The sequence below is a fragment of the Marinobacter orientalis genome (genome assembly GCF_004792665.1).
GTDB classification, from domain to species: domain Bacteria; phylum Pseudomonadota; class Gammaproteobacteria; order Pseudomonadales; family Oleiphilaceae; genus Marinobacter; species Marinobacter orientalis.
The window spans coordinates 62,948-83,991 of record NZ_SRZX01000010.1 but is presented as its reverse complement, the minus strand read 5'-3'; the positions used below and the strand labels follow the sequence as shown (position 1 = coordinate 83,991).

Below are 21,044 nucleotides of genomic sequence, written 5' to 3'. Positions count from 1 at the left end.
ACGACCATAGCGGTCTGGAACCACCTGATCCCATCCCGAACTCAGCCGTGAAACAGACCAGCGCCGATGGTAGTGTGGCTTCTGCCCATGTGAGAGTAGGTCATCGTCAGGCTCTTAATACCAAAAACCCCGCCAGCACACGCTGACGGGGTTTTTTATTTGCAGACGATTTTATGGTAACCAGATCTCAAATACACCACCCCCCAAACTGCCACCATTATGCAGACGAATAGACCCGGTCCGATCTCCCTCACTGTGAAGCTGGGCAACTGACGACGCAAAAAACAAGCCCAGGCTGGTGCTCCCGCTCTTGAAATCCAGAGATTTGAAACCCGGTGTACCACTGTGTTGCATGCTTTCCGGGTAGCCCTCGCCGTCATCTTCAACGCCGATAACCAGAAAGCCCTGTTGCTGCGCTGCAGTGAGCCTGATCTTGCTCCTGGTATATCGGATGGCGTTGTTGATGGTGTTGTTCAGCACACCTGTCAGCAAGTCGTCATCGAAGAATCCGTTAATGTCCTCAGCTTTGATTTCCAGCTCGATACCCAGGCCGTCCAGAAGTGGTGTATGCCGTGCCATATGCTGGGAGAGAAAATCGGGAACAAAGTGTTCCTCCATGTGGGCCGACAGGTTGTTCTCACCCAGACGGTATATACCGAGCAGTTGCACCAGATCGTTGTGCATACGCTCGGCCTCGTACTGCAGGGTGTTAAAGCGGGGCGACTCGCCGATGGACTCGCCTTGCTCCTGGCGGAGCTCGTCCAGAGAATTCAGAAGCATACCCAGGGAGTTTTTCATGTCGTGAACGGCGGATGCCAGCACCATGGAAAAATCGATGCTCTGGGATGACCGTGATTCGACAGGGCTGTCGTGGTTCTTTCTGTTCATGACATCATTCCTTCCAGTTTTTTACGCAACGACACCAGTCGGCGATACTGCCTGTGTTGCTCCGGTAACCCCTGGAGCCTGACAAGGTATTTCTCACAACGCTTCAACAGCTCCCGATCATCAGGCGTTCCCTGGTGCTTTTTCATCAATACCTGTACCAGGTTGAGGTTCAGTGCTGCGTGGGAAGGTACTATTTCCAGGGCCTCGCTGAACGTTGAGACCGCATCGTCAAGCCTGCCTGCTTCAAAGGCCTTGATGCCATCGCGGTTCAGGGACCGTGCCTGCAGTTTTTGCCGGAAACCTACCGGTTCATCAAGCAGGTTCTCGATCTTCTGCAGTAATCCCGGATTGTCGTGGCAGCGAGTGGCGAGGGCTGCCAGCAGCGTCTTTGCTTCCTCGTCCCTGTCGAGTCTGAACAATGTCTTGGCATAATCGAGGCCGGCTTCAGGATCCATCAGTTCCGGGTCTCCCAGCTCGTCGGCGACACTCTCGATAGCCGCCCGCGCCTCGTTCATTCTGCCCTGGCCTGCGTGAACCCGGGACTGCACAATGCGGCTTCTGACCTTGATGTCTTCCTGGCCGGCGAATCGTTTTTCCATGCGCCTGAGGATGGTGAGCGCTTCATCGGCCTGGGCTGAACCTTCGTCCGAAGTATCACCTTCACTGAGATCCGACAGTGACTGCCCCAGCGCCAGATAATGCCCGGAGCTGTCATGAATAGAGTAGGTGCCCAGGCTGACAGTTTGTCGCCAGGCGTCCGAGGCTGTCGACATGTCCTGGTTGGAAGCCGCCAGTGTCGCAAGGTGTTTGTGTCGCAAGAGGGCATTGGGAGAATGTTCTGCCGCCTTCTCCAGAATCTGCTGTGCCTGTGTGGGGCGACCCTGCTTTTCCAGAGCTTCGGCTAACAGATCGTAGGCTTCCATGTAATCCGGGTGCTTGGCCACCAGATCTTTCAGCGTGGTAACGGCGTCGTCATGGTTCTGGTTGGCCAGCAGAACTTTGCCGCGCCCCAGCCTGGCCCATGACAGATCACGCTGGGCCAGCACGTCGTCATGAATTTGCAGGGCATGACTGAAGTCACCTACCTGATAGTAGAGGTCAGCGAGCGTTTTCATCAGCCATGTTTTGTAACGGGGCCTGGTGGCAAGCGCCTGCAGACACAGGGAGATGGCTTCCGGGAAGTTTTCACGGTCAATTTCGCGGTTGATCGGAAGCAGGGCGTTGCGTTGTGTGATCAGTCCGCTGAGCCTTTTTTCCAGCATGGCACGATTGATGGGCTTCGTCAGGTAGGCATCGGGCTGATATTCCCTTGCGCCCATTACCATTTCCTTGGATGTTTCAGCGGTTACCATCAGGAACAGGGACGAGCGTTTCAGAAGTTTCTTGTGCCGCAGCTCCTCCAGAATGTGTTGGCCATTCTTTCCTTCACCCAGATTGTAATCGCAGAGGACCACATCCACATGGTTGTAGGAGCAATACTGAACTGCAGTTGGCGCATTCGGTACAAGTTCGATCCTGTCAGCTCCGCAGCTGCGTAGCATCTGCCTCATGGAGAGGCGAAAGTTTTCGAAGTCATCAATAACCAGATAGCTGAGTCTGGCGAAGGCGGTGCCGATGGTGTTGTCTGTAGATTCTGTCATGGGCGCTTCTGTTTCAGTAACTTGTTAACCAGGGCCCTGAGGGCTGCCGGTTTTACAGGTTTATAGAGAATCTGGTAGCCCCTGTTGATGGCGTCTTCCCTGACTTCCGGAGCCATATAGCCGGTAATAAGTATGCCAGGTATATCATTGGCTGCCTCTTCTCTCAATGAGTCCATTGCGTCAAGACCGTTACGGTTATCATCAAGCTGGTAGTCCGCAAGGATGATGTCCGGCTCGGTGCCGTTCAGCCTGTAGCGGGCATCTTCAAGGCTTTCGGCAGTGGTGACGTCACACTGCCAGTTGCCCAGTAGCGCACTCATGCCATGAAGGATGGCCGGGTCGTTGTCGATACACAGCACATGCAATCCTCCCAGGCTGGATACGCGCCGTGATGCGGTGGCCGGTTTTGCGACGTTCTGTTCGCTGTATTCGGGGGGAGCAGCCGGTACAGTGATGCTGAATACGCTGCCAAGCCCCTGAACGGACTGAACGTTCACCGGATGATTGAGCATGCCGCAGATTCGGTCAACAATCGCCAGGCCAAGGCCCAGCCCCTTTTTATCCCGGCCCTGCTGGAAGCGGCGAAACTCTTCAAAGATATGATCCAGTTGGTCATCCGGAATGCCCGGCCCTGTGTCCCATACTTCAATCCGTATGTAGCCCTTCAGGCGGCGACATCCGAGCAGGATCTTTCCACTGGGAGTATAACGGATCGCATTGGAGAGAAAATTCTGGATCACCCGCCTGAGTAGTTTGGAGTCGGAACGTACCCAGGCGCTGCTGGGCACAACGTGCAGGTCCAGCCCCTGGTCCTTGGCGATGGCAGAGAAATCGGTTGCCAGGTGGCGCAGGATGTCATTGACCGGAAAGACACCAATATCCGGCTCCAGCGCACCGGCATCGAGTTTGGATATGTCCAGCAGTGTACTGATGATTTCCTCGGCCGCCCCCAGGGAGCTGTCGATGTGCTCCACCAATTCCGTCATTTCCGGGTCACGGGCCTTGCCGGCCAGGGCAGATGTGAACAGGCGCGCGGCATTCAGTGGCTGCAGCAGATCGTGACTGGCTGATGCGAGGAAGCGGGTCTTGCTCTGGTTGGCCTGTTCGGCAACGGACTTTGCCTTGAGCATCTGCTCGTTGATAACCTGCAACTCCTGGGTGCGCTCCTTGACCCGTTGCTCCAGATAGATATTGGTTTCCTTGAGCGCCTGTTCTGTGCGCCGCATGGCTGTGATGTCCTGGAACGTGGTTACATAGCCACCACCGGGGATCGGGCTGCCGTCAATTCTCAGTACAGTTCCGTCCGGGCGCTGCCGCTCGTAAGACATTGCCTTGCCTTCGCGCATACTTTCGCAGCGGTCCGCAATAATCTCGTCAATGCGTCTTGCGGGCTGATTGGCGTTGGTCAGATTGTAGCGCATCAGGTCTTCCACTGGCCGGCCGACACGGACGAAGCCTGTGGGATAATTGAACTGTTCAAGATACCGCTGATTCCATACCACCAGCTGTTGCTGATGATTCACCACCGAAACGCCCAGGCTGATGTTCTCAATGGCGGACTGCAGGAGCTCACGGCTGAAGGTCATTGCCTGGGAAGCTTCATCAACGATGCTGACAACATCCTCAATCTGCATGTCACGACCGGTCAGGGTTGACTCCAGGACAACCCTGGCGGTTGAGGCGCCTATGACCGAGGCCAGCTGGCGCTCAATGAACTTCATAAGATGTGACGAAGCGGGACGGTGCAGATGCAGACGAATGGCGTTACGCCGCTCGTAGTTCCGGAAAATCGCTTCTGCCCGCTCCTCTCCCATGAAACGATCCGCGATGGCCTGGAGGTCAGAGGTCAGGATCTCACCCTGCCAGCTTTGTTGCTGTGGTGTTTCAGCTTTTGGTTGAGGATCCTGGAAGAAGGAAGCGATCTGGATCTTTTCCCGCACCCGTTGGCGGGTCAGCATGGACAGTACGATATAGGTAACCGTGTTGATGCCAAGGCTCCAGATAATGCCATGGCTGATCTGGTCCAGCTCGGAGCCGAACAGCGCCGTAGGCCGGGTCCAGTTTATTCCGAGGATTCCCTGTTGGATCAGGTTATCGTTCAGCCAGCCGGTTGAAGCGAGCGCAGGCAGAAGCAGGGTGTAACACCACATCAGAAAGCCCAGCCCCAGCCCCCACAAGGCGCCCGTGTGGTTACCCCTGCGCCAGAGAATTCCCCCCACCAGGGCCGGACCAAACTGGGCAGCGGCAGCAAAGGAGAGGAGGCCGAAAGCCGTCAGGCTGTAGTCTTCCCCGGCCATGCGATAAAAGCCATAGGCGGTTAATAATACCACAAAGATGGCGACCCGCCGGATGCTTAACAGCAGGTAGCTGAGATCCGAACGTTTGTTCATGCGTGGCCGGAAAAATCTAAGCAGTGCCGGCATGATAATCTCGTTGCTGACCATGGTGGCAATGGCCACGGAGCAGACTATGACCATCGCAGCGGCTGCTGACCCCCCGCCAAGGAAAGCCAGTATCGCCAGCCATTGCTCACCGGCCAGCATGGGCAGATTGAGAATCAGTGCGTCCGGATCCGAGGAGCTGGCTTCTGGCGACAGGAGCCCGGCTGCGGCAATGGGCAGCACAAAGGCACTGGCAATTATGAGGTAAATGGGCATGGCCCATCGTGCGGTCTCGAAATCCCGATGGTCGGTGTTCTCTACTACCATGACATGAAACTGCCGCGGCAGGCAGATGATGGCAAGCATGGCCACCAGTGTCTGGGTAATAAAGGCTGGCGCTTCGAGGCCATCCGTGGTCAGGGTACCCACCAGTCCGGCATCACGGACATTGTCCCAGAGATCACCGAAACCACCATAAAGGCCATAGCCGACGAAAAGGCCAACGGCGACAAAGGCAACGATCTTGATCACTGATTCGAAGGCAATGGCCTGAATCATGCCCCGGTGGTGTTCGGTGGATTCCAGGTGCCGTGTACCGAAAAGCACGGTAAATACTGCCAGTACAAGGGTAATGTACCAGGCTGAATCGTTCCAGGCAGCGGTACTCAGCTCAGTATGGGCGGTGCCTGCATCCGAGAGCACGTTGAAGCCCATGGAGATGGCTTTTAACTGTAGCGCGATGTAAGGGACGCTACCAATGAGTGCGAAGGCTGCAACCATGGCCGCCAGGGACTGCGATTTGCCATAACGCGAGGCGATGAAATCGGCGATGGAAGTGCTGTTGTTACGTTTACTGATGAAAATTATGCGGCGTAGCAGCGGGGCACCAAATACGAACACCAGCAAGGGGCCAAGATAGATGGGCAGGAAGCCCAGCCCTTCCTGGGTAGCACGCCCTACTGCGCCATAAAAAGTCCACGATGTGAAATAAACGGCCAGGGACAACGCGTAAATGTGGGTGCGCGCCAGTCGGCGTCGGTACAGGCCGGAGTGTTTGTCACCGGCCCATGCGATGACAAACAGAACGGAGATGTAGGTGATGGAAATTAAAACCAGCAACCAGGCACTAATCATAGAAACACGTTTCCGTGGGTCTGGTCCGTTCGCTCAGGGCACTCAGGCGTTACAGACGGTGTTCAGAAGTGTGTCCTCGCTGTCGAGCACCTTCATATTGTCCAGACTTGGGCTGCCTTCGCTATTGAGCGGTACCAGCTCGCGGGTTTCACAGTTCAGGAGGTGAACCCGGTGCGAGATCGCATCTGTGACCTTCTGATTAAAACGGTAAAGCGTAAAGCGGACAACGTCAGGATTATTGGGTGCGTGGGCAAAACTATCCGTGTCCACGGCCGAAAAAGCGGTGACGTAAGGGAACACAAATGTCCATGGCCGCCAAAGAATGCCCTCTGATTCGGTATCCACTATAACTGCTTCTTCCGGGAGCAGCGTTTTCTTGTGGTCGTACCAGATATATTCGCCATAGACCAGATAACCAAGCATGCCGAGTCCGGCGAAGGCAGGAATGAGCCACTTGGGGGCTTTTTTTCGAGTGAGCGCACGGATGCCCAAGGCAATACCGGCAGCCCCGAGACCGCAGAAAACGGTGGCAACTAACGTCCAGAACATAATTCGATTTCCTCAAAAAAGAACGGGCTTCCTAAGAAGGAAGCCCGTTCAGGTTCAGCCTGTCAGATTCTCATCTGTCATTGGCTGATGTGTTGCTTAGTGGTCCGTCGCGCCGCCGGCACCACGCGGGTAACGGACGCTTTCGACCAGCTCCTGAATCTCAATGGGCGGCTCTTCAGTCGCATTGGAGACCGTAAAGGCTACCGCAAAGTTGACGATTGCACCAATTGCGCCGATAGACAGGGGAGAGATTCCCAGTACCCAGTTTTCAGGAATATCCGCCAGGTTATTGGTGCCCGGAATGAACAGCCAGCCCTTGTACACAAAGATGTAGGCAAGCGTGAATACCAGGCCTGACAGCATACCGGCAATGGCACCTTTATTGTTCACTCGCTTGGAGAAGATGCCCATCATCAGTGCCGGGAACAGGGATGCAGCAGCGATGCCGAACGCCAGTGCCACCACCTGTGCCGCGAAGCCAGGAGGGTTTGCGCCCAGGTAGGTTGCCACAACAATGGCGACAGCCATCGATATCCGGGCAGCCAGCAGTTCGCCTTTATCCGAGATAGCCGGATTGATGCGCCCCTTGATCAGGTCGTGACTTATTGCCGATGAGATTGCCAGCAATAGTCCCGCAGCGGTAGATAGTGCCGCTGCAAGGCCACCGGCTGCGATCAGACCAACGACCCACCCGGGCAGGTTGGCAATTTCCGGGTTGGCCAGTACCAGGATATCCCGGTTCACGACCAGCTCGTTACCTTCCCAGCCACGGGCCTCGGCTTCCTCTTCAAAGGAGGGCACATCATTATACAGCTGGATGCGACCATCGTTGTTCTTGTCCTCATACTGGATCAGGCCGGTGACCTCCCACTCGCGGACCCACTGTGGACGCTCATCGTACTCGATCGGCGCGGCGGCGGTGCCGTCAGGATAGATGGTGGTCATCAGGTTCAGTCGAGCCATGGAAGCAACAGCCGGAGCTGTCAGGTACAGCAGGGCAATGAAGACCAGGGCCCAGCCGCCGGACCAGCGGGCATCAGCTACCTTGGGTACGGTGAAGAAGCGAATGATAACGTGCGGCAGACCCGCAGTACCGATCATCAGCGTCAGGGTGAACAGAACCATGTTCAGTTTGTTGTCCACATCCGCCGTATACTCATTGAAGCCGAGGTCGGTGATGACCTGGTTCAGTTTCTGGAGCAGGGGCAAACCGGATTCGGTGTGAGTGGAGAACATGCCAAGACCCGGAATCGGGTTACCGGTCAGCTGGATGGAGATAAACACCGCCGGAATGGTATAGGCCACGATCAGGACGCAGTACTGGGCAACCTGGGTATAAGTGATACCCTTCATGCCGCCCATTACGGCGTACAGGAAAATCACAACCGCGGCGATGATCAGACCGAGAGTAGCGTCGACTTCCAGGAAGCGGGAGAATGCCACACCGGCCCCGGCCATCTGACCGATTACGTAGGTAACCGAAGCGACAATCAGGCAGATAACAGCGACCAGACGGGCGTTCTGACTGTAGTACCGGTCACCGATGAACTCAGGAACCGTAAACTTGCCGAACTTACGCAGGTAAGGTGCAAGCAACATGGCCAGCAGTACGTAACCGCCGGTCCAGCCCATGAGGAAGGTCGAGTTGGCGTAGCCGCCGGCAGCAATCAGGCCTGCCATGGAGATAAAGGATGCCGCAGACATCCAGTCAGCACCTATTGCCGCACCGTTGGTGATGGGGTGAATGCCGCCACCCGCCACGTAGAAGTCACTGGTGCTACCGGCCTTCGCCCAGATGGCGATACCGATATAGAGGGCGAAGGATCCGCCTACGAATAACAGGTTAATTATAAACTGGTCCATTGCCCTTACTCCTCGTGCACGCCGAATTTCTCATCTAGCCTGTTCATACGCCAGGCATAATGAAAAATCAGCACGATAAAGGTGAGAATCGATCCCTGTTGGGCGAACCAGAACCCGAGGTCGGTTCCGCCGACGGGGATTCCGGCGAGCATGGGGCGCAGCAATATGGCGAATCCATAAGATACAAGGGCCCAGACGATCAGGCTCCAGAATATCAGGCGAAGGTTCGCCTTCCAGTAATTCACAGCATCGTAGTCATGACCTGACATAGGATCACTCCTGTTTTGTTGTTGTGGAGGTTGGGTGGGTTTTCTGTGATGTATGTGTTGTAGAGAAATTATTATTCATATAATTCTTCTCCGACTTGTTTTCCTCTCCGACTTTACCGGTCAAGCGATATATAGATATTGGCAAAAGGTCTAATTCTCAGTTATTTGCCGGTCAAAACGTCTGTAGACGCGACACAGTTCAGGTTCTCATCCCGGCCGATGCATGTGTTTTAATTGCCGGTAGTACTTCAGTTTGCCAGTGAGCTCTTTCAGCGTTGTGACATCGTCTTTCTGTGCGCTGTTGATAACGGCGAGTGTGAGCTCTGCGGTGGCCATCGCATCTGCCGCCGCATGGTGGCGGGCACTGACGTCCAGGCCGAAGAAATCTGCCCAGTTATCAAGGCCAGGGCCCCCCGTTTTTGCATCCGGGAAAAAGGTCGGGAGCATTTCCGCAACATCTATCCAGGTGTGCGGTTGGGTATATCCAAGGGTCTGCTTCAGGGCTTTTTCCAGAAACCGTTGGTCGAAGGCTGAATGGTAGGCGAGGATCGGGTCGCCATTCATCCACTCCAGCAGATGCAACAGGGCGTCTTCGGTCTCGTGGCCCTGAGTCAGCGCTTCCGGGCCGATGCCGTGGATGAGCACAGTTTCACGGATATCCAGCTCGGGGCGTCGGAGAATCAGGTCGAACTGATCTTCCATCGGTATGGCATTCCCGGAGATGGCCACGGCACCGATGGCGATAACTTCGTCTTTTGATGCATTGAGCCCTGTGGTTTCAAGGTCAAGGACGATCAGCCTGCAATCGGACAGGCGCTGGTCTCCAGCAGTTTTCGGGGTTGGCAGGTGTTCGCGATCGGGGCCACCGGTCCTACCGGTCCTGAGCCGCTCAATCCAGCCTTTGATCTGTTCCAGCATGACAGTCGGCCCGGTGGTCAGAGTTGATAAGTCAGTTCCAGCTTCTGCTGCAGTCGCTGCGCCTGGCGGAATGATTCGCGAAGTATGCGCCGGTCCAGAGGGTTCAGGTCGTCCGGATTGATGTAGTTGGACAATGGCTCGTCCCGCTCCAGCTGTTCCTGATGAGATCTCATCCTTATTGCCTGAATCAGGCTATAGGCCTCTTGCCAGGCTTTGGCATCCTTGGGATCGAAAATGTCTTTCTCTGCCAGTTTGTTCATGCGTTCAAGTGTATTGGCTTCGCCGACCCCGTTGGCCAGGGCAAATACCCGGACGGCCTCCACGAAGGGCGCCAGCCCCTGACGTTTAAGGTCCAGCTTGTTTTTCTTGCCTTCCTGGACATAGCGGAAGTTGCGGAACATGGTCAGGGGAGGTTTGCGGGTGATGGCATTGCCTGCAAGCATTTTCTGGAACAGGGCATTTTTGCGGATGCGAGTGAGAACTTTATCCAACAAAGCATCAAGCGGCTCTTTAGGACCGAATATGGATCTCATATCCAGGAATATTGAAGAATAAACTAGGTTTTGGGGCGTCGATGCGTCAATAAAGCGGATGAACCAGTCATCCCATTCCCTGCTGCTGAGACACAGCTTCGGGTTGCTGGCCATGATATTGCCTTTACACCAGGTGAACCCGCATTCTGCCAGTTCCTTGTTGACCGTTTCCGCAAAGGGCAGCAGCTTTTCCCTGACCTGGTCTTCGGTCATCCCCTCGGGTATCTGGAACAGGATGCCGTTGTCCTGGTCCGTCAGCAGGGTCTGCTCCTGTCGGCCCTCGCTGCCGAACGTCAGCCAGGTAAAGGGTATTCCCGGGTCACTCTTCTTGATATTCAGTTCCAGCACCCGGCGCACAGTGACATCGTTCAGGGTAGTAATGATCTTGACCACCTGGCCGGAATCCGCCCCGTGGGCGAGCATTGAATCCACCAGCCTCGACACATCGGACCTCAGGCTGATCAGAGTCCGGAGATGGCTGGCAGTGCCGATGGTGCGGGCAAGATTAACCAGGTCCACCCGTTGCAAAGAGAACAGGTCCCGTTCCGAGACCATGCCTATCAGGCGGTTGTCATCATCCACCACACAGATATGCGCAAAATGGTGCTCAGCCATGAGCATGGCGGCCTCAAACGCGTCGGCCTGGGCCGTCAGGCAGCAGGGGTCTTTTGTCATCACCTGCCCGATGGGTGTGTCCAGGGGGCCTTTTTCTTCCGCCACCATGGTGCGCAGGTCCCTGAGAGTAAAGATGCCCGTGGGGTGCCGTTCGTTATCGGTGATTACAATGCTGCCCACGCTGTTTTCATGCATCCGCGCGACAGCCTTTCGTACCGGAAGATCGGGCGAGCATACAATGGGGTTGCGAATGGCGTACCGTTCCAGAGGGGTGTCCAGTGAGTTGCTGGAGCCAATGGAGGCCATGGCCCCGCTCTGGATTCTCTGGTTTACCTGGTCAAGCAGGCTGCTTACGCCACGCAGGCAGAAATCACGAAAAGCATCGCTCTGGGAGAAGAGTGTTACAAACGTATCGTGTTCGATGCTGAGGCAGAAGGTGTCTCCGCAGGCGCGATGAAGTGTGCGGGTGGGGCGTTCCCCGATCAGTGCCGCCAGAGGAAAGCATTCACCCTGGCTGATCTCGAAGGTGGTTTCTGTCTCGCCATCCTTGTCACGGGCCCGTTCGCCGCGAATGCGCCCCTGTTTAACGATATAGAAGCGTTTTACCGGCCCGTCCTCTGGCGAAAGCACGACATCGCCGTCGGCATAAAACCGCAGGGAGGCGTGCTCTGCAAAATGGGCCAGCTGCGAGTCATCCATGTTTGAGAATGGCGAATGCTCACGCAGGAAGGTCATAATGGCGCGGGTGTTCTGGGGGCGCTCGCTGTCCTGGGGTGCGGCGGTCATAAACGCGCTCCGTTGTCTTTGTTATGAGCCTGAAGTGTAGCCTAACTATCGGACCTGCGGCCCTAAGATTTTCGTCTGATAGTCAATTATTTCCGCTATGACGGGTATGGCCTGGCTGCTGTTCTTTATGATGGGGGAAGCGGGTGGTAAAGTCCTGTTAACCCGACTGCAAAATGATACCGACATGACGACCAAAGATGAGCGCCTGAGCTTTCTGGAGGAGATGAAGGACGTCCGTCGCATCCGGAAGCCGAACAAGGCCGACGTTAAGACCCCTAAAGAGCTGACGCCCGGACATCTCGAACGGCAGCGGTCAGCCATGGACCAGCCGTTGAAGGATCGCAACCCTTTGACGGCTGATATGGTAGAACCACTGGGGGCACACGATGTGCTTTGCTGGCAGCGGCCTGGCGTCCAGCACGGCGTGTTTCGCAAGCTCCGTCTTGGCCAGTACCCCATTGAGGCCCGCCTCGATCTGCACCGGATGACCGTGGAGGAGGCGCGCAGGGAGGTGTTTGACTTTATTTCAGATTGTGTCCGCTATGGTCTGCGATCCGTGATCATCCTGCACGGCAAGGGGGAGCGTAATCCGGACGGTATTGCCCAGCTCAAGAGCTATATCGCCAAATGGCTCCCGGAGCTGGATAATGTGCTGGCGTTCCACTCTGCTCAGAAGCGTCACGGTGGCACCGGTGCTGCCTATGTCATGATTCGTAAAGGCGATCGCGACAAGCAACGTAACCGTGAAATCCATGGTTCCTGAGAATAGTTCGTCAAAACCGATGAAATCGGTGCGGAGGTAAGAATGAAACAGCTGATGTTGGTGGTTTTCCTGGTAGCGGCACTGGCCGGGTGCAAGGATCGTGTTATCTGGGATGATGGCGGCAAGGTCAAGGAGGCGACAACGGATCGTGAGGTCTGGAATTCTGAAGGGAAAATGGGAACTGGCGAACGCAAGATCTGGACCGACAAGGACGGTGACGACGTCGTAAAATAAGCCGCAGTGCTGCCTGTGAGCATTTGCGGGTGGCTCGTCCAGCCTTATACTGAAAATCGCTCAGCGCCAGTCCGGCGCGTCTGTTCCGAGGTAGCCTTTGTTTGATGTAACCCGCTACGCCATTGCCGCACAATCCATCATCGATGCCGGCCGTTTTCTCTATGGCCAGGGCTGGTCTCCGGCCACAAGCAGCAACTATTCGGCGCGGATTGATGACGGGCATATCGCTGTCACCGTCTCCGGTCGCCACAAGGGTCAGCTGGTTGCTGGTGATGTGATGGTGGTCGATCTGGCCGGGAAAGCTGTTCACAGCAACGCGCGCTCGTCAGCTGAAACACAGTTGCACACGGTTCTGTACCAGGCTTTTCCCGAGGTTGGTGCGGTGTTGCATACCCATTCGGTCAAGGCAACGGTGCTGAGCCGCCTGCTGCCAGCCGGAGAACCGTTGACTCTGCAGGGCTACGAGCTGCAGAAGGCCTTTGCGGGTATTGATACCCACGAATCAGAGCTGATGGTGCCGGTTTTTGACAATACCCAGGACATTGCCGCGCTTGCGAGGGAAACCGGGGAATGGTTCCGGCAGCATCCGCGGCAGCCAGGTTATCTGATCCGCGGGCATGGTCTTTATACCTGGGGCAGGACCATGTCAGACTGTCTGCGCCATGTTGAAGCCTTTGAATTTCTCTTTGAATGTGAGCTTGAAACCATGAGGGTCCGCCGATGACTACCCTGAGTATTTTTGACCAGAGCGCGCCTGAGACACCCCGCGTTGTAACCGAGGACGCCGGCAAGATTGCCAACCTGCTGGCGGAACATGGTGTGAGATTCGAGCAATGGGCTACCCGGGATCTGCCTGCAGATGCGTCAGCGGAAGACATCATTGAAGCGTATGGAGGTGAGATCCGGGCGCTCAAGGATGAATGTGGCTTTCAGGCCGCAGATGTCATCAGCCTCAACCCGGACAACCCCCAGAAAGAGGTTTTTCGCAGGAAATTCCTCGATGAACATGTGCACAGCGAAGACGAAGTACGCTTTTTCGTTCGGGGTCAGGGCCTGTTTTACCTGCATTTCGGTGATCAGGTGTATGCCGTTCTGTGCCAGAAAAATGACCTGATCAGCGTACCCGATGGCACCCGCCACTGGTTCGATATGGGGCCGGAGCCTGCGTTCACCTGCATTCGCCTGTTCACCAACCCTGAAGGCTGGGTTGCAGATTTCACCGGTGAAGACATTGCCAGCCGCCTGCCCCGTTATGAGCGGCTGGCAGGAGCTGCCGGATGATCCGCGTTATCCTGACCGACATCGAGGGCACGACCAGTTCGATCTCCTTTGTTCATGATGTGTTGTTTCCCTACTCGGCTGAGCACATGGCCGATTTCGTGCGTGAGGGCAACGCCGACAGCATCGAGATCCGTGAGCAACTGGATGCCGTTGCGCAAATTTCCGGAGTTGCCAGGGACGATATTGAAGGGCTCATCGGTGTGCTGGAGACCTGGATTCGCGAAGATCGCAAGGAAACACCACTGAAGGCCCTGCAGGGCATGCTCTGGGCGCAGGGTTACCAGCGAGGTGCCTTCAGAGGCCACGTTTATGAGGACGCGGCCGAATACCTGCAGCGCTGGCATGATCGGGGGCTGCGTCTGTTCGTATATTCTTCCGGTTCTGTGAAGGCGCAGAAGCTGATATTCGGTTTTAGCGAGGCCGGGGACCTGACCCCCTTCTTTTCCGGTTACTTCGACACCCGTGTCGGTGGTAAGAAAGAACCAGAGTCCTACAGCAACATCGTCAGTGAGCTGGGCGTTGATCCCGGCACCGTACTGTTCCTCTCCGACGTGGAGGCCGAATTGCAAGCCGCGGAGAAGGCAGGCATGCGCACGGTCTGGCTGATCCGGGAGGGTGACCTTGCGCAGACCGGGCGGGCAGTAGCCAGGGACTTTGCCGGAGTTGATTCCCTGCTTCAGCAGCGTTGACCAATCCTTTGCGCCTTCCTCTCTGAAAGCCCTTTGAGCAGGAGGCCCCTTGCCCGATAGCAAATATCTGACAGCTCCGCTTCTTTGCCTGTGGCTCTCCGGCTGCGCTCCGGATTCAGGTGTTCCAGAGATGATGGATGGCTACGTGGCGCAGGTGGCCGATGCCCTTGATTTGAGTCCCTCGCTATCGAAGGTTGCCCCGGTTCCACAGATTCCCCGCCGGCGTGAGCGTGTCCTGGAGATGCCGGACCTGGATATGAGCATGCTGGATTTCCTGTCTCTCTATGGCTGTGAGCTGCAATACGTCGTTGGTGAGAAAAACTCGATCATGGGCCGGGTCATGCAACCTCTGAACCGATTGCGTTACGAAACGCGTTTTATCCAGGCAGCAGAGGACTGTATCCCCGAAGCCGAACGGGAAGGCGTCAAGGAAGAGCTGGGAGAGGCTATCGAGAGCAAATCCGAAACGCTCTCAATCGCTCTGTGGAACGCAACCTGGGGCGTGGAAGAGATGGAGCGGTTATTTACCCGGTCGCAAGGGTATTACCCGAAGGGCAGCGATGATCCCGTAGTCGCTGAGTTGTCCGCTGGCGTCAGACAGCTCAACCAGACAGTGGCCGGCCTGTTGGGAGGCAACACGGGTGAGCAGCTGGATTATGTTGGTGAGGTGCAGCAGCGCTGGCAGGCTGAGCACCGCGCAGGCCAGTTGATGAACAGCGCCAGGTTACTGACGATGCGGCTTGATGACGCGACGGCGCTTTTGATCGAGAGAACCGAAACCGATCCACTGTGCCCCGAAGAGGGGGACGGAAAGCTGCCTGAGGCCCTCGGAGAGACCTATGTCACGGCTTACGCCAATGGCATCGAGACGTATCTGGAAAACGTCGATGAGGCGAGAGAGGCTCTGATCGAACCACTGTCGGAACTGGCGACCCAGCAGGCGGATATCATGCCTGCGGCTTTTCAGGAATGGTATCGGCAGAACCTGGATACAGAAAATACCGCAAGCCTCTGGGGGCAGCTTGACCGGGCCGTTGCCTCTCACGCCCGGCGCTGGCAGCGGCTTCTCCATCAGTGTGGTGTCTCCCCGGGTAAATGAGCGCCTGAAAATTTTCAGTGTTGGCTACCGGCGCAGTGCCGGTGTTCCTGAGCGTCAGCGTGCTTCTGTGGAGGCGCAGGTGTGGGCGGGTGCTGCCAGCCATGGCACGTTTCCCGTCAGGTTTCTGAAGCCGGCTGCGGACGATTTACCTTCAGATGCACCATGGCTACTGTAAACAGCAGGAAGGTCAGCCCGGTAAGGATCAGCGGGGCAATGTCGCCTTCGCTGAGCCAGGCGGAAACGACGTGACGGGTAAAATAGAAAATGACCACGAAGCTCAGCCAGATGTAACCGCGGTTATTGCCCCGGAATACCGGAACGGCGAAAGCCAGTAGCGGGATCAGTTTGATGCTGAGCATCAGGGTTACCGAGACGCCCTCAGTCTGTACCGGATAAAAAGTGGTTACCACCAGAGTGATCAGGGTTGCGAGATAGAGCGCAATGGTCAGACGGGCCGTGATGCGTGCTTTCGGATTGTGAATCATTCGGGATTCCGTTTTTGGATGATGGGCTGTCAGTCACTGAGTTTTACGGCAAGGCGGGCCAGACGTTCACCGAATGCCTGGCAAATTGTTTTTTCATGGTCAGTCAGAGCCTGCTGCTCTCCGGTACCGGCCCAGTGGGAGGGGCCGTAAGGTGTACCACCGGCGGTGGTCTGGCTGAGTGCATTTTCCGAGTAGGGTACGCCGCATAACACCATACCGTGATGCAGCAGCGGCACCATCATTGTCAGCAAGGTACTTTCCTGTCCGCCATGGAGGCTGCCGGTGGAGGTGAAGGCGCCGGCGGGTTTGCCTGTAAGAGCTCCGTTGACCCAGAGGTCCCCGGTACTGTCGAGGAAGTATTTTAGCGGCGCTGCCATGTTGCCAAAGCGGGTGGGGCTGCCAATGGCCAGGCCGGCACAGTTCGCCAGGTCGCCCTTGCTGGCGTAGGGAGCGCCATCGTCGGGGACCGCCGGCAGTGAGGCCTCTGTGTCCGGCGAAACAGCCGGCACCGTGCGGATTCTGGCCTCAATGCCCGGAATCCGGGCCACCCCCCGGGCAATCTGGATCGCCATCTCCGCAGTCTGGCCACTACGGGTATAATAGAGCACCAGAATGTATGGAGCCTCGGAAGCCATGTTTCTCTCCTGTTTGGGGTTCGGTCAATCCGCGTTGTGGAAAATTCCGGTGGGTTCTGTCATGGTTCTTTTCTTTTCCGGATCGGGTTGACCGCAAGTATGTTCAGGCGCCGTAGTCTAACAGGAGGGCACTCCGTGCAGTACCCTGCAAAATCGTGTTATTCCAGCGGGTTGAGCAGGATCGGTATGATACTGGCCCTGTTGATACTGGTGGGCTGCCAGAATCAGGAGTTTGAAAAGCCGGACGGAACGGTGCTGGATTGGGAAAGTCTGCGCGGCCACTGGGTGCTGGTCAATTACTGGGCGGAATGGTGCAAACCCTGTCTGGAGGAAATACCGGAACTGAATGATCTTGACAGCTACTCCGATATTGTTGTCCTGGGTGTAAACTTTGATGACATTCAGGGCCAGGAGCTGATTGATCTCGGAGAAAACATGGGGATCGAGTACGCCATGCTGGCCGAGGACCCCGGCCCTGAGTTCGGCTGGAAAACGCCGGTAGCCCTGCCGGCGACGTTTATTGTCAACCCCGATGGAAACCTGGTTGAGGCCCGCTTCGGCGCCCAGACCGAGGAAGATATCAAAGAGTTGATCAGGCGCTGATTCAGCCCTGATCCGGAACCAATTAGCAGGAACACCCCGGCGTTATGTCACAGAGCTTTGTCCACCTTCGCGTGCACTCCGAATATTCCATGGTAGATGGACTGGTAAGGGTGAAACCACTGATCAGTCGTGTTGCCGAGCTGGGCATGCCAGCAGTCGGCCTGACCGAGCAGTCCAACATGTGCTCCCTGGTCCGTTTTTACAAGGCAGCCATGGGGGCCGGGGTAAAGCCCGTGATTGGCGCCGACCTCTGGATTGAAAACCCGGAAGAGCCCGACAACCCTTTTCGCATTACCCTTCTGGCGCGGGATAACGACGGTTACCTTAATCTCACTGAAATAGTCTCCCTGGGTTATACCGAGGGACAGCGTTTTGGCAAACCCATTATCCAGCGCAAGTGGCTTGAATGCCGTAGCAACGGGCTGATCGCTCTGTCCGGTGCGCGCATGGGTGATGTGGGCAAGGCGCTGATGGCCGGCAAGCTGGATCTGGCCCGGCAGCGCGCCGAATACTGGACCAATCTCTACCCCGGATCATTTTACCTGGAACTGCAACGGACCGGCCGGCCAGGGGATGAAGACTGCCTGCACCTCAACATTGAGCTGGCAGAAGCCCTGTCATGCCCGGTGGTGGCCACTAACGACGTTCACTTCCTGCATGCCGGGGATTTCGAAGCCCATGAGGCGCGAGTCTGTATCGGGGAAAGCCGTACTCTTGACGACCCGAGGCGGGATCGGCGATTTAGTGATCAGCAGTATCTTCGCAGCGCAGAGGAAATGATCGAGCTGTTTTCGGATATTCCCGAGGCCGTGGAAAATACCGTCGAGATCGCCCGCCGGTGCTCGGTCCAGGTGCGGATGGGTGAGTACTTCCTGCCGAACTACCCCATCCCTGATGGCATGACCATGGATGAATACTTCCGCAAGGTCTCGGAAGAGGGCCTGGAAGAACGTCTTGCCAGGACGCTGAAGAAAGACGATCCGGACTACGACCAGAAGCGCGACGCCTACTATACGCGGCTGAATTTCGAGCTGGATATCATTACCCAGATGGGGTTTCCCGGGTACTTCCTGATCGTAATGGACTTCATCAAATGGGCCAAGAACAACGGCGTACCGGTGGGTCCGGGCCGCGGCTCGGGAGCCGGTTCGCTGGTGGCCTACGCCCAGCTGATTACCGATCTTGACCCGCTGGAATACGATCTGCTGTTTGAGCGCTTTCTGAATCCGGAACGGGTATCCATGCCCGACTTCGATGTGGATTTCTGCATGGAAGGCCGTGACCGTGTCATTGCCTATGTGGCGGAAAAATACGGCCGCGAGGCGGTATCCCAGATCATTACCTTCGGCACCATGGCCGCCAAGGCGGTGGTTCGCGATGTGGCCCGGGTACAGGGCAAGTCCTACGGGCTGGCGGACAAGCTCTCCAAGATGATTCCGTTTGAGCCGGGCATGACCTTGGAGAAGGCTCTGGAGCAGGAACCACAACTGGTTGAGTTCCTGGAAAACGACGAGGAAGCCCAGGAAATCTGGGAAATGGCCCTCAAGCTCGAGGGTGTCTGCCGTAACGCGGGCAAGCACGCCGGTGGTGTGGTGATTGCGCCCACCAAGATCACCGACTTCTCACCCCTCTATTGCGACGACGAGGGTGGCAGCCTGGTGACCCAGTTCGACAAGGGCGATGTGGAAGACGCGGGGCTGGTGAAATTCGACTTCCTGGGGCTGCGGACCCTGACCATCATCGACTGGGCCCTGAAGATGATCAATCCCCGCCGGGAGAAACGGGGCGAGCCAGCACTGGACATCAATGAGATCCCGCTGGACGACGTGCCGTCGTTCGAGATGCTCAAGAAGGCGGAAACCACGGCAGTCTTCCAGCTGGAATCCCGGGGCATGAAAGACCTGATCCGCCGTCTGCAACCGGATTCCCTGGAAGACATGATTGCCCTGGTAGCACTGTTTCGGCCCGGGCCGCTGCAGTCGGGCATGGTGGATGACTTTATCGACCGTAAGCACGGCCGCCAGCCGGTATCTTTCCCGCACCCGGATTACCAGTACGATGGCCTGAGACCGGTTCTGGAACCCACTTACGGCGTTATCCTGTACCAGGAACAGGTCATGCAGATTGCCCAGGTGATGGCTGGCTATACCCTTGGTAACGCCGACATGTTGCGGCGCGCCATGGGCAAGAAAAAACCCGAAGAGATGGCCAAGCAGAAACAGTTCTTCCTGGACGGTTGCGAAAAGAATGGCATCGACAAGACCCTCGCGGAAAACATCTTTGACCTGGTAGAGAAGTTCGCCGGCTACGGCTTTAACAAGTCCCACTCGGCCGCGTACGCGCTGGTGTCCTATCAGACCCTCTGGCTCAAAGCCCATCACCCCGCTGAGTTCATGGCGGCGGTTCTGACCGCGGATATGCAGAACACCGACAAGGTGGTCACGCTGGTAGAGGAATGCCGCAGCATGGGCCTGGAGCTGTTGGTGCCCGATGTCAGCCGCTCCGAATATACCTTCACGGTCAACGACGAGGGCGCTATCGTTTACGGCCTGGGCGCTATCAAGGGGCTGGGTGAGGGTCCGATTGGCAGCATCCAGGCTGGCCGTGCAGACGGTGAGCCCTTCCAGGATCTGTTCGATTTCTGCCGCCGGGTGGACCTGAAAAAAGTCAACAAGCGGGCCATGGAAGCACTGATCCGCTCAGGCGCCATGGACAAGCTGGGTGCCGGGCGCGCGCAGCTGATGGCGAGTATCGACAAGGCCATACAGCAGGCGGGCCAACAGTCCCGCAACGAATCCGCGGGTATGACGGATATGTTCGGCGACATGCTGATGGGCGGGGAAGACGGCGATCTTTATGCTGATGTCGCGGATGTGCGGGAATGGCCAAAGAAACAGCGCCTGAAAGGGGAGAAGGATACGCTCGGGATTTATCTGACCGGCCACCCCTTCGACGAATACGAAAAAGAGGTACGGCAGTTTGTGCGCTCGTCCATTGCTGACCTCAAACCTGCGCGGCAGCCCCAGCGTGTTGCAGGCCTGGTGGTGGCTCAGCGATCCATGAAAACCCGTACCGGTTCCACCATGGCCTTTATCACCCTGGATGATCGCAGTGCCCGTATCGAGGCAACCCTTTTTTCCGAGGCATTTTTCGAGAACCGGGAGTTGTTGCAGTCCGACCAGGTGATTGTCGTGGAGGGGCAGGTCAGCCACGATGATTATTCCGGCCAGATGAAAATGCGGGTGAACTCGGTCATGGACGTTGGCACCGCCCGGCAGCAGTTCAGCCGCGGACTGAAGCTGGCTATTCGCGCGGACCAGCTTCAGAATGGTTTGCTCGACAGGCTGGACTCTGCGTTAAGGCCCTTCCGTTGTGAAGGCAGCCCGGTGTGGATCGAATACAGCAGTGATAATGCCACGACCCGTATTGAGCTGGGTGAGTCCTGGCGTGTTCAGCCCGATGATGACCTTCTTCTGGAGCTGAAATATCTGGTGGGCGACCAGTCCGTAGAACTGGTCTATGATTGATAGTGTCCGGCAAGGTTCATCCCGGCGGTGGCGGATGCGTTGAAATATTACGTTTTTGTCAGAAAGCGGACTCATACCAAGGTCCGCTTTAGCCATTGCCCGGGCGCTGCTATCTTTGTCCAAAATTCTGGTTTGGCGACTTACATTCTCGC

Annotated in this window: 18 protein-coding genes and 1 rRNA gene; 9 read left to right on the top strand and 10 right to left on the bottom strand. The window is 56.6% G+C overall.

The features are described 5' to 3' along the window. Positions 1–112 (top strand): 5S ribosomal RNA (gene rrf, locus DIT72_RS17705); the annotation flags it as partial. Between the two features lie 59 nt (positions 113–171). Here rrf and DIT72_RS17700 read toward each other — a convergent pair. The 8 genes from DIT72_RS17700 to DIT72_RS17665 all read right to left on the bottom strand — a co-directional run bounded on the left by DIT72_RS17700 (position 172) and on the right by DIT72_RS17665 (position 11,576). Continuing rightward, positions 172–888: a sensor histidine kinase gene (locus DIT72_RS17700; RefSeq protein WP_135956564.1), complete on the bottom strand. Its 717-nt coding sequence runs from the start codon at positions 886–888 to the stop codon at positions 172–174. Beyond that, on the bottom strand, positions 885–2,528 hold the full coding sequence (locus DIT72_RS17695) for a tetratricopeptide repeat-containing response regulator (RefSeq protein ID WP_135956563.1): 1,644 nt from the start codon (positions 2,526–2,528) through the stop codon (positions 885–887). The genes DIT72_RS17700 and DIT72_RS17695 overlap by 4 nt, the downstream gene beginning before the upstream one ends. Then, complete coding sequence (locus DIT72_RS17690) at positions 2,525–6,043, bottom strand: hybrid sensor histidine kinase/response regulator (RefSeq protein WP_135956562.1); 3,519 nt, start codon at positions 6,041–6,043, stop codon at positions 2,525–2,527. Before DIT72_RS17690 ends, DIT72_RS17695 begins: the two co-directional genes overlap by 4 nt. A 42-nt stretch (positions 6,044–6,085) precedes the next feature. Further along, complete coding sequence (locus DIT72_RS17685) at positions 6,086–6,592, bottom strand: hypothetical protein (protein ID WP_135956561.1); 507 nt, start codon at positions 6,590–6,592, stop codon at positions 6,086–6,088. Between the two features lie 96 nt (positions 6,593–6,688). Then, positions 6,689–8,455: a sodium:solute symporter family protein gene (locus DIT72_RS17680; RefSeq protein WP_135956560.1), complete on the bottom strand. Its 1,767-nt coding sequence runs from the start codon at positions 8,453–8,455 to the stop codon at positions 6,689–6,691. A 5-nt stretch (positions 8,456–8,460) separates the two neighbouring features. Further along, a complete protein-coding gene (locus DIT72_RS17675; protein WP_135956559.1) occupies positions 8,461–8,724 on the bottom strand; it encodes a DUF4212 domain-containing protein in 264 nt (87 codons plus the stop codon). Positions 8,725–8,931: 207 nt separating this feature from the next. Continuing rightward, entirely contained in the window at positions 8,932–9,642 is a 711-nt protein-coding gene (locus tag DIT72_RS17670) for a 3'-5' exonuclease (RefSeq protein WP_135956558.1), read from the bottom strand. A 17-nt stretch (positions 9,643–9,659) separates the two neighbouring features. Continuing rightward, on the bottom strand, positions 9,660–11,576 hold the full coding sequence (locus DIT72_RS17665; RefSeq protein WP_135956557.1) for a putative nucleotidyltransferase substrate binding domain-containing protein: 1,917 nt from the start codon (positions 11,574–11,576) through the stop codon (positions 9,660–9,662). 184 nt (positions 11,577–11,760) lie between these two features. Between DIT72_RS17665 and smrA the strand changes: the two genes are divergently transcribed. From smrA to DIT72_RS17635, 6 genes are all read left to right on the top strand, one after another. Beyond that, positions 11,761–12,339, top strand: coding sequence for a DNA endonuclease SmrA (gene smrA, locus DIT72_RS17660; protein ID WP_135956556.1), 579 nt, complete (start codon positions 11,761–11,763; stop codon positions 12,337–12,339). Positions 12,340–12,381: 42 nt separating this feature from the next. Then, positions 12,382–12,573 (top strand): hypothetical protein, encoded by a 192-nt coding sequence (locus tag DIT72_RS17655; RefSeq protein WP_135956555.1) that lies wholly within the window; start codon positions 12,382–12,384, stop codon positions 12,571–12,573. A 97-nt stretch (positions 12,574–12,670) separates the two neighbouring features. After that, positions 12,671–13,297, top strand: coding sequence for a methylthioribulose 1-phosphate dehydratase (locus DIT72_RS17650; protein WP_135956554.1), 627 nt, complete (start codon positions 12,671–12,673; stop codon positions 13,295–13,297). Continuing rightward, positions 13,294–13,854, top strand: a complete 561-nt coding sequence (locus DIT72_RS17645; RefSeq protein WP_135956553.1) for a 1,2-dihydroxy-3-keto-5-methylthiopentene dioxygenase — start codon at positions 13,294–13,296, stop codon at positions 13,852–13,854. Before DIT72_RS17650 ends, DIT72_RS17645 begins: the two co-directional genes overlap by 4 nt. After that, positions 13,851–14,543 (top strand): acireductone synthase, encoded by a 693-nt coding sequence (gene mtnC, locus DIT72_RS17640; protein WP_135956552.1) that lies wholly within the window; start codon positions 13,851–13,853, stop codon positions 14,541–14,543. Before DIT72_RS17645 ends, mtnC begins: the two co-directional genes overlap by 4 nt. 49 nt (positions 14,544–14,592) lie before the next feature. Beyond that, positions 14,593–15,642, top strand: coding sequence for a DUF3080 family protein (locus DIT72_RS17635; RefSeq protein ID WP_228260860.1), 1,050 nt, complete (start codon positions 14,593–14,595; stop codon positions 15,640–15,642). Positions 15,643–15,758: 116 nt separating this feature from the next. Here the strand turns inward: DIT72_RS17635 and DIT72_RS17630 are convergent, their stop codons facing one another. Both DIT72_RS17630 and wrbA read right to left on the bottom strand, forming a co-directional pair. Further along, positions 15,759–16,127, bottom strand: coding sequence for a DUF2069 domain-containing protein (locus DIT72_RS17630; RefSeq protein ID WP_135956551.1), 369 nt, complete (start codon positions 16,125–16,127; stop codon positions 15,759–15,761). A gap of 29 nt (positions 16,128–16,156) precedes the next feature. Beyond that, entirely contained in the window at positions 16,157–16,762 is a 606-nt protein-coding gene (gene wrbA / locus DIT72_RS17625) for an NAD(P)H:quinone oxidoreductase (RefSeq protein ID WP_135956550.1), read from the bottom strand. A gap of 186 nt (positions 16,763–16,948) precedes the next feature. On the opposite strand from wrbA, the gene DIT72_RS17620 reads away from it, so the two are divergent. Together DIT72_RS17620 and dnaE are read left to right on the top strand one after the other, a co-directional pair. Beyond that, complete coding sequence (locus tag DIT72_RS17620; protein WP_169450044.1) at positions 16,949–17,365, top strand: TlpA family protein disulfide reductase; 417 nt, start codon at positions 16,949–16,951, stop codon at positions 17,363–17,365. 44 nt (positions 17,366–17,409) lie between these two features. Beyond that, positions 17,410–20,892, top strand: a complete 3,483-nt coding sequence (gene dnaE, locus DIT72_RS17615; RefSeq protein ID WP_135956548.1) for a DNA polymerase III subunit alpha — start codon at positions 17,410–17,412, stop codon at positions 20,890–20,892. Positions 20,893–21,044: the final 152 nt, after the last annotated feature.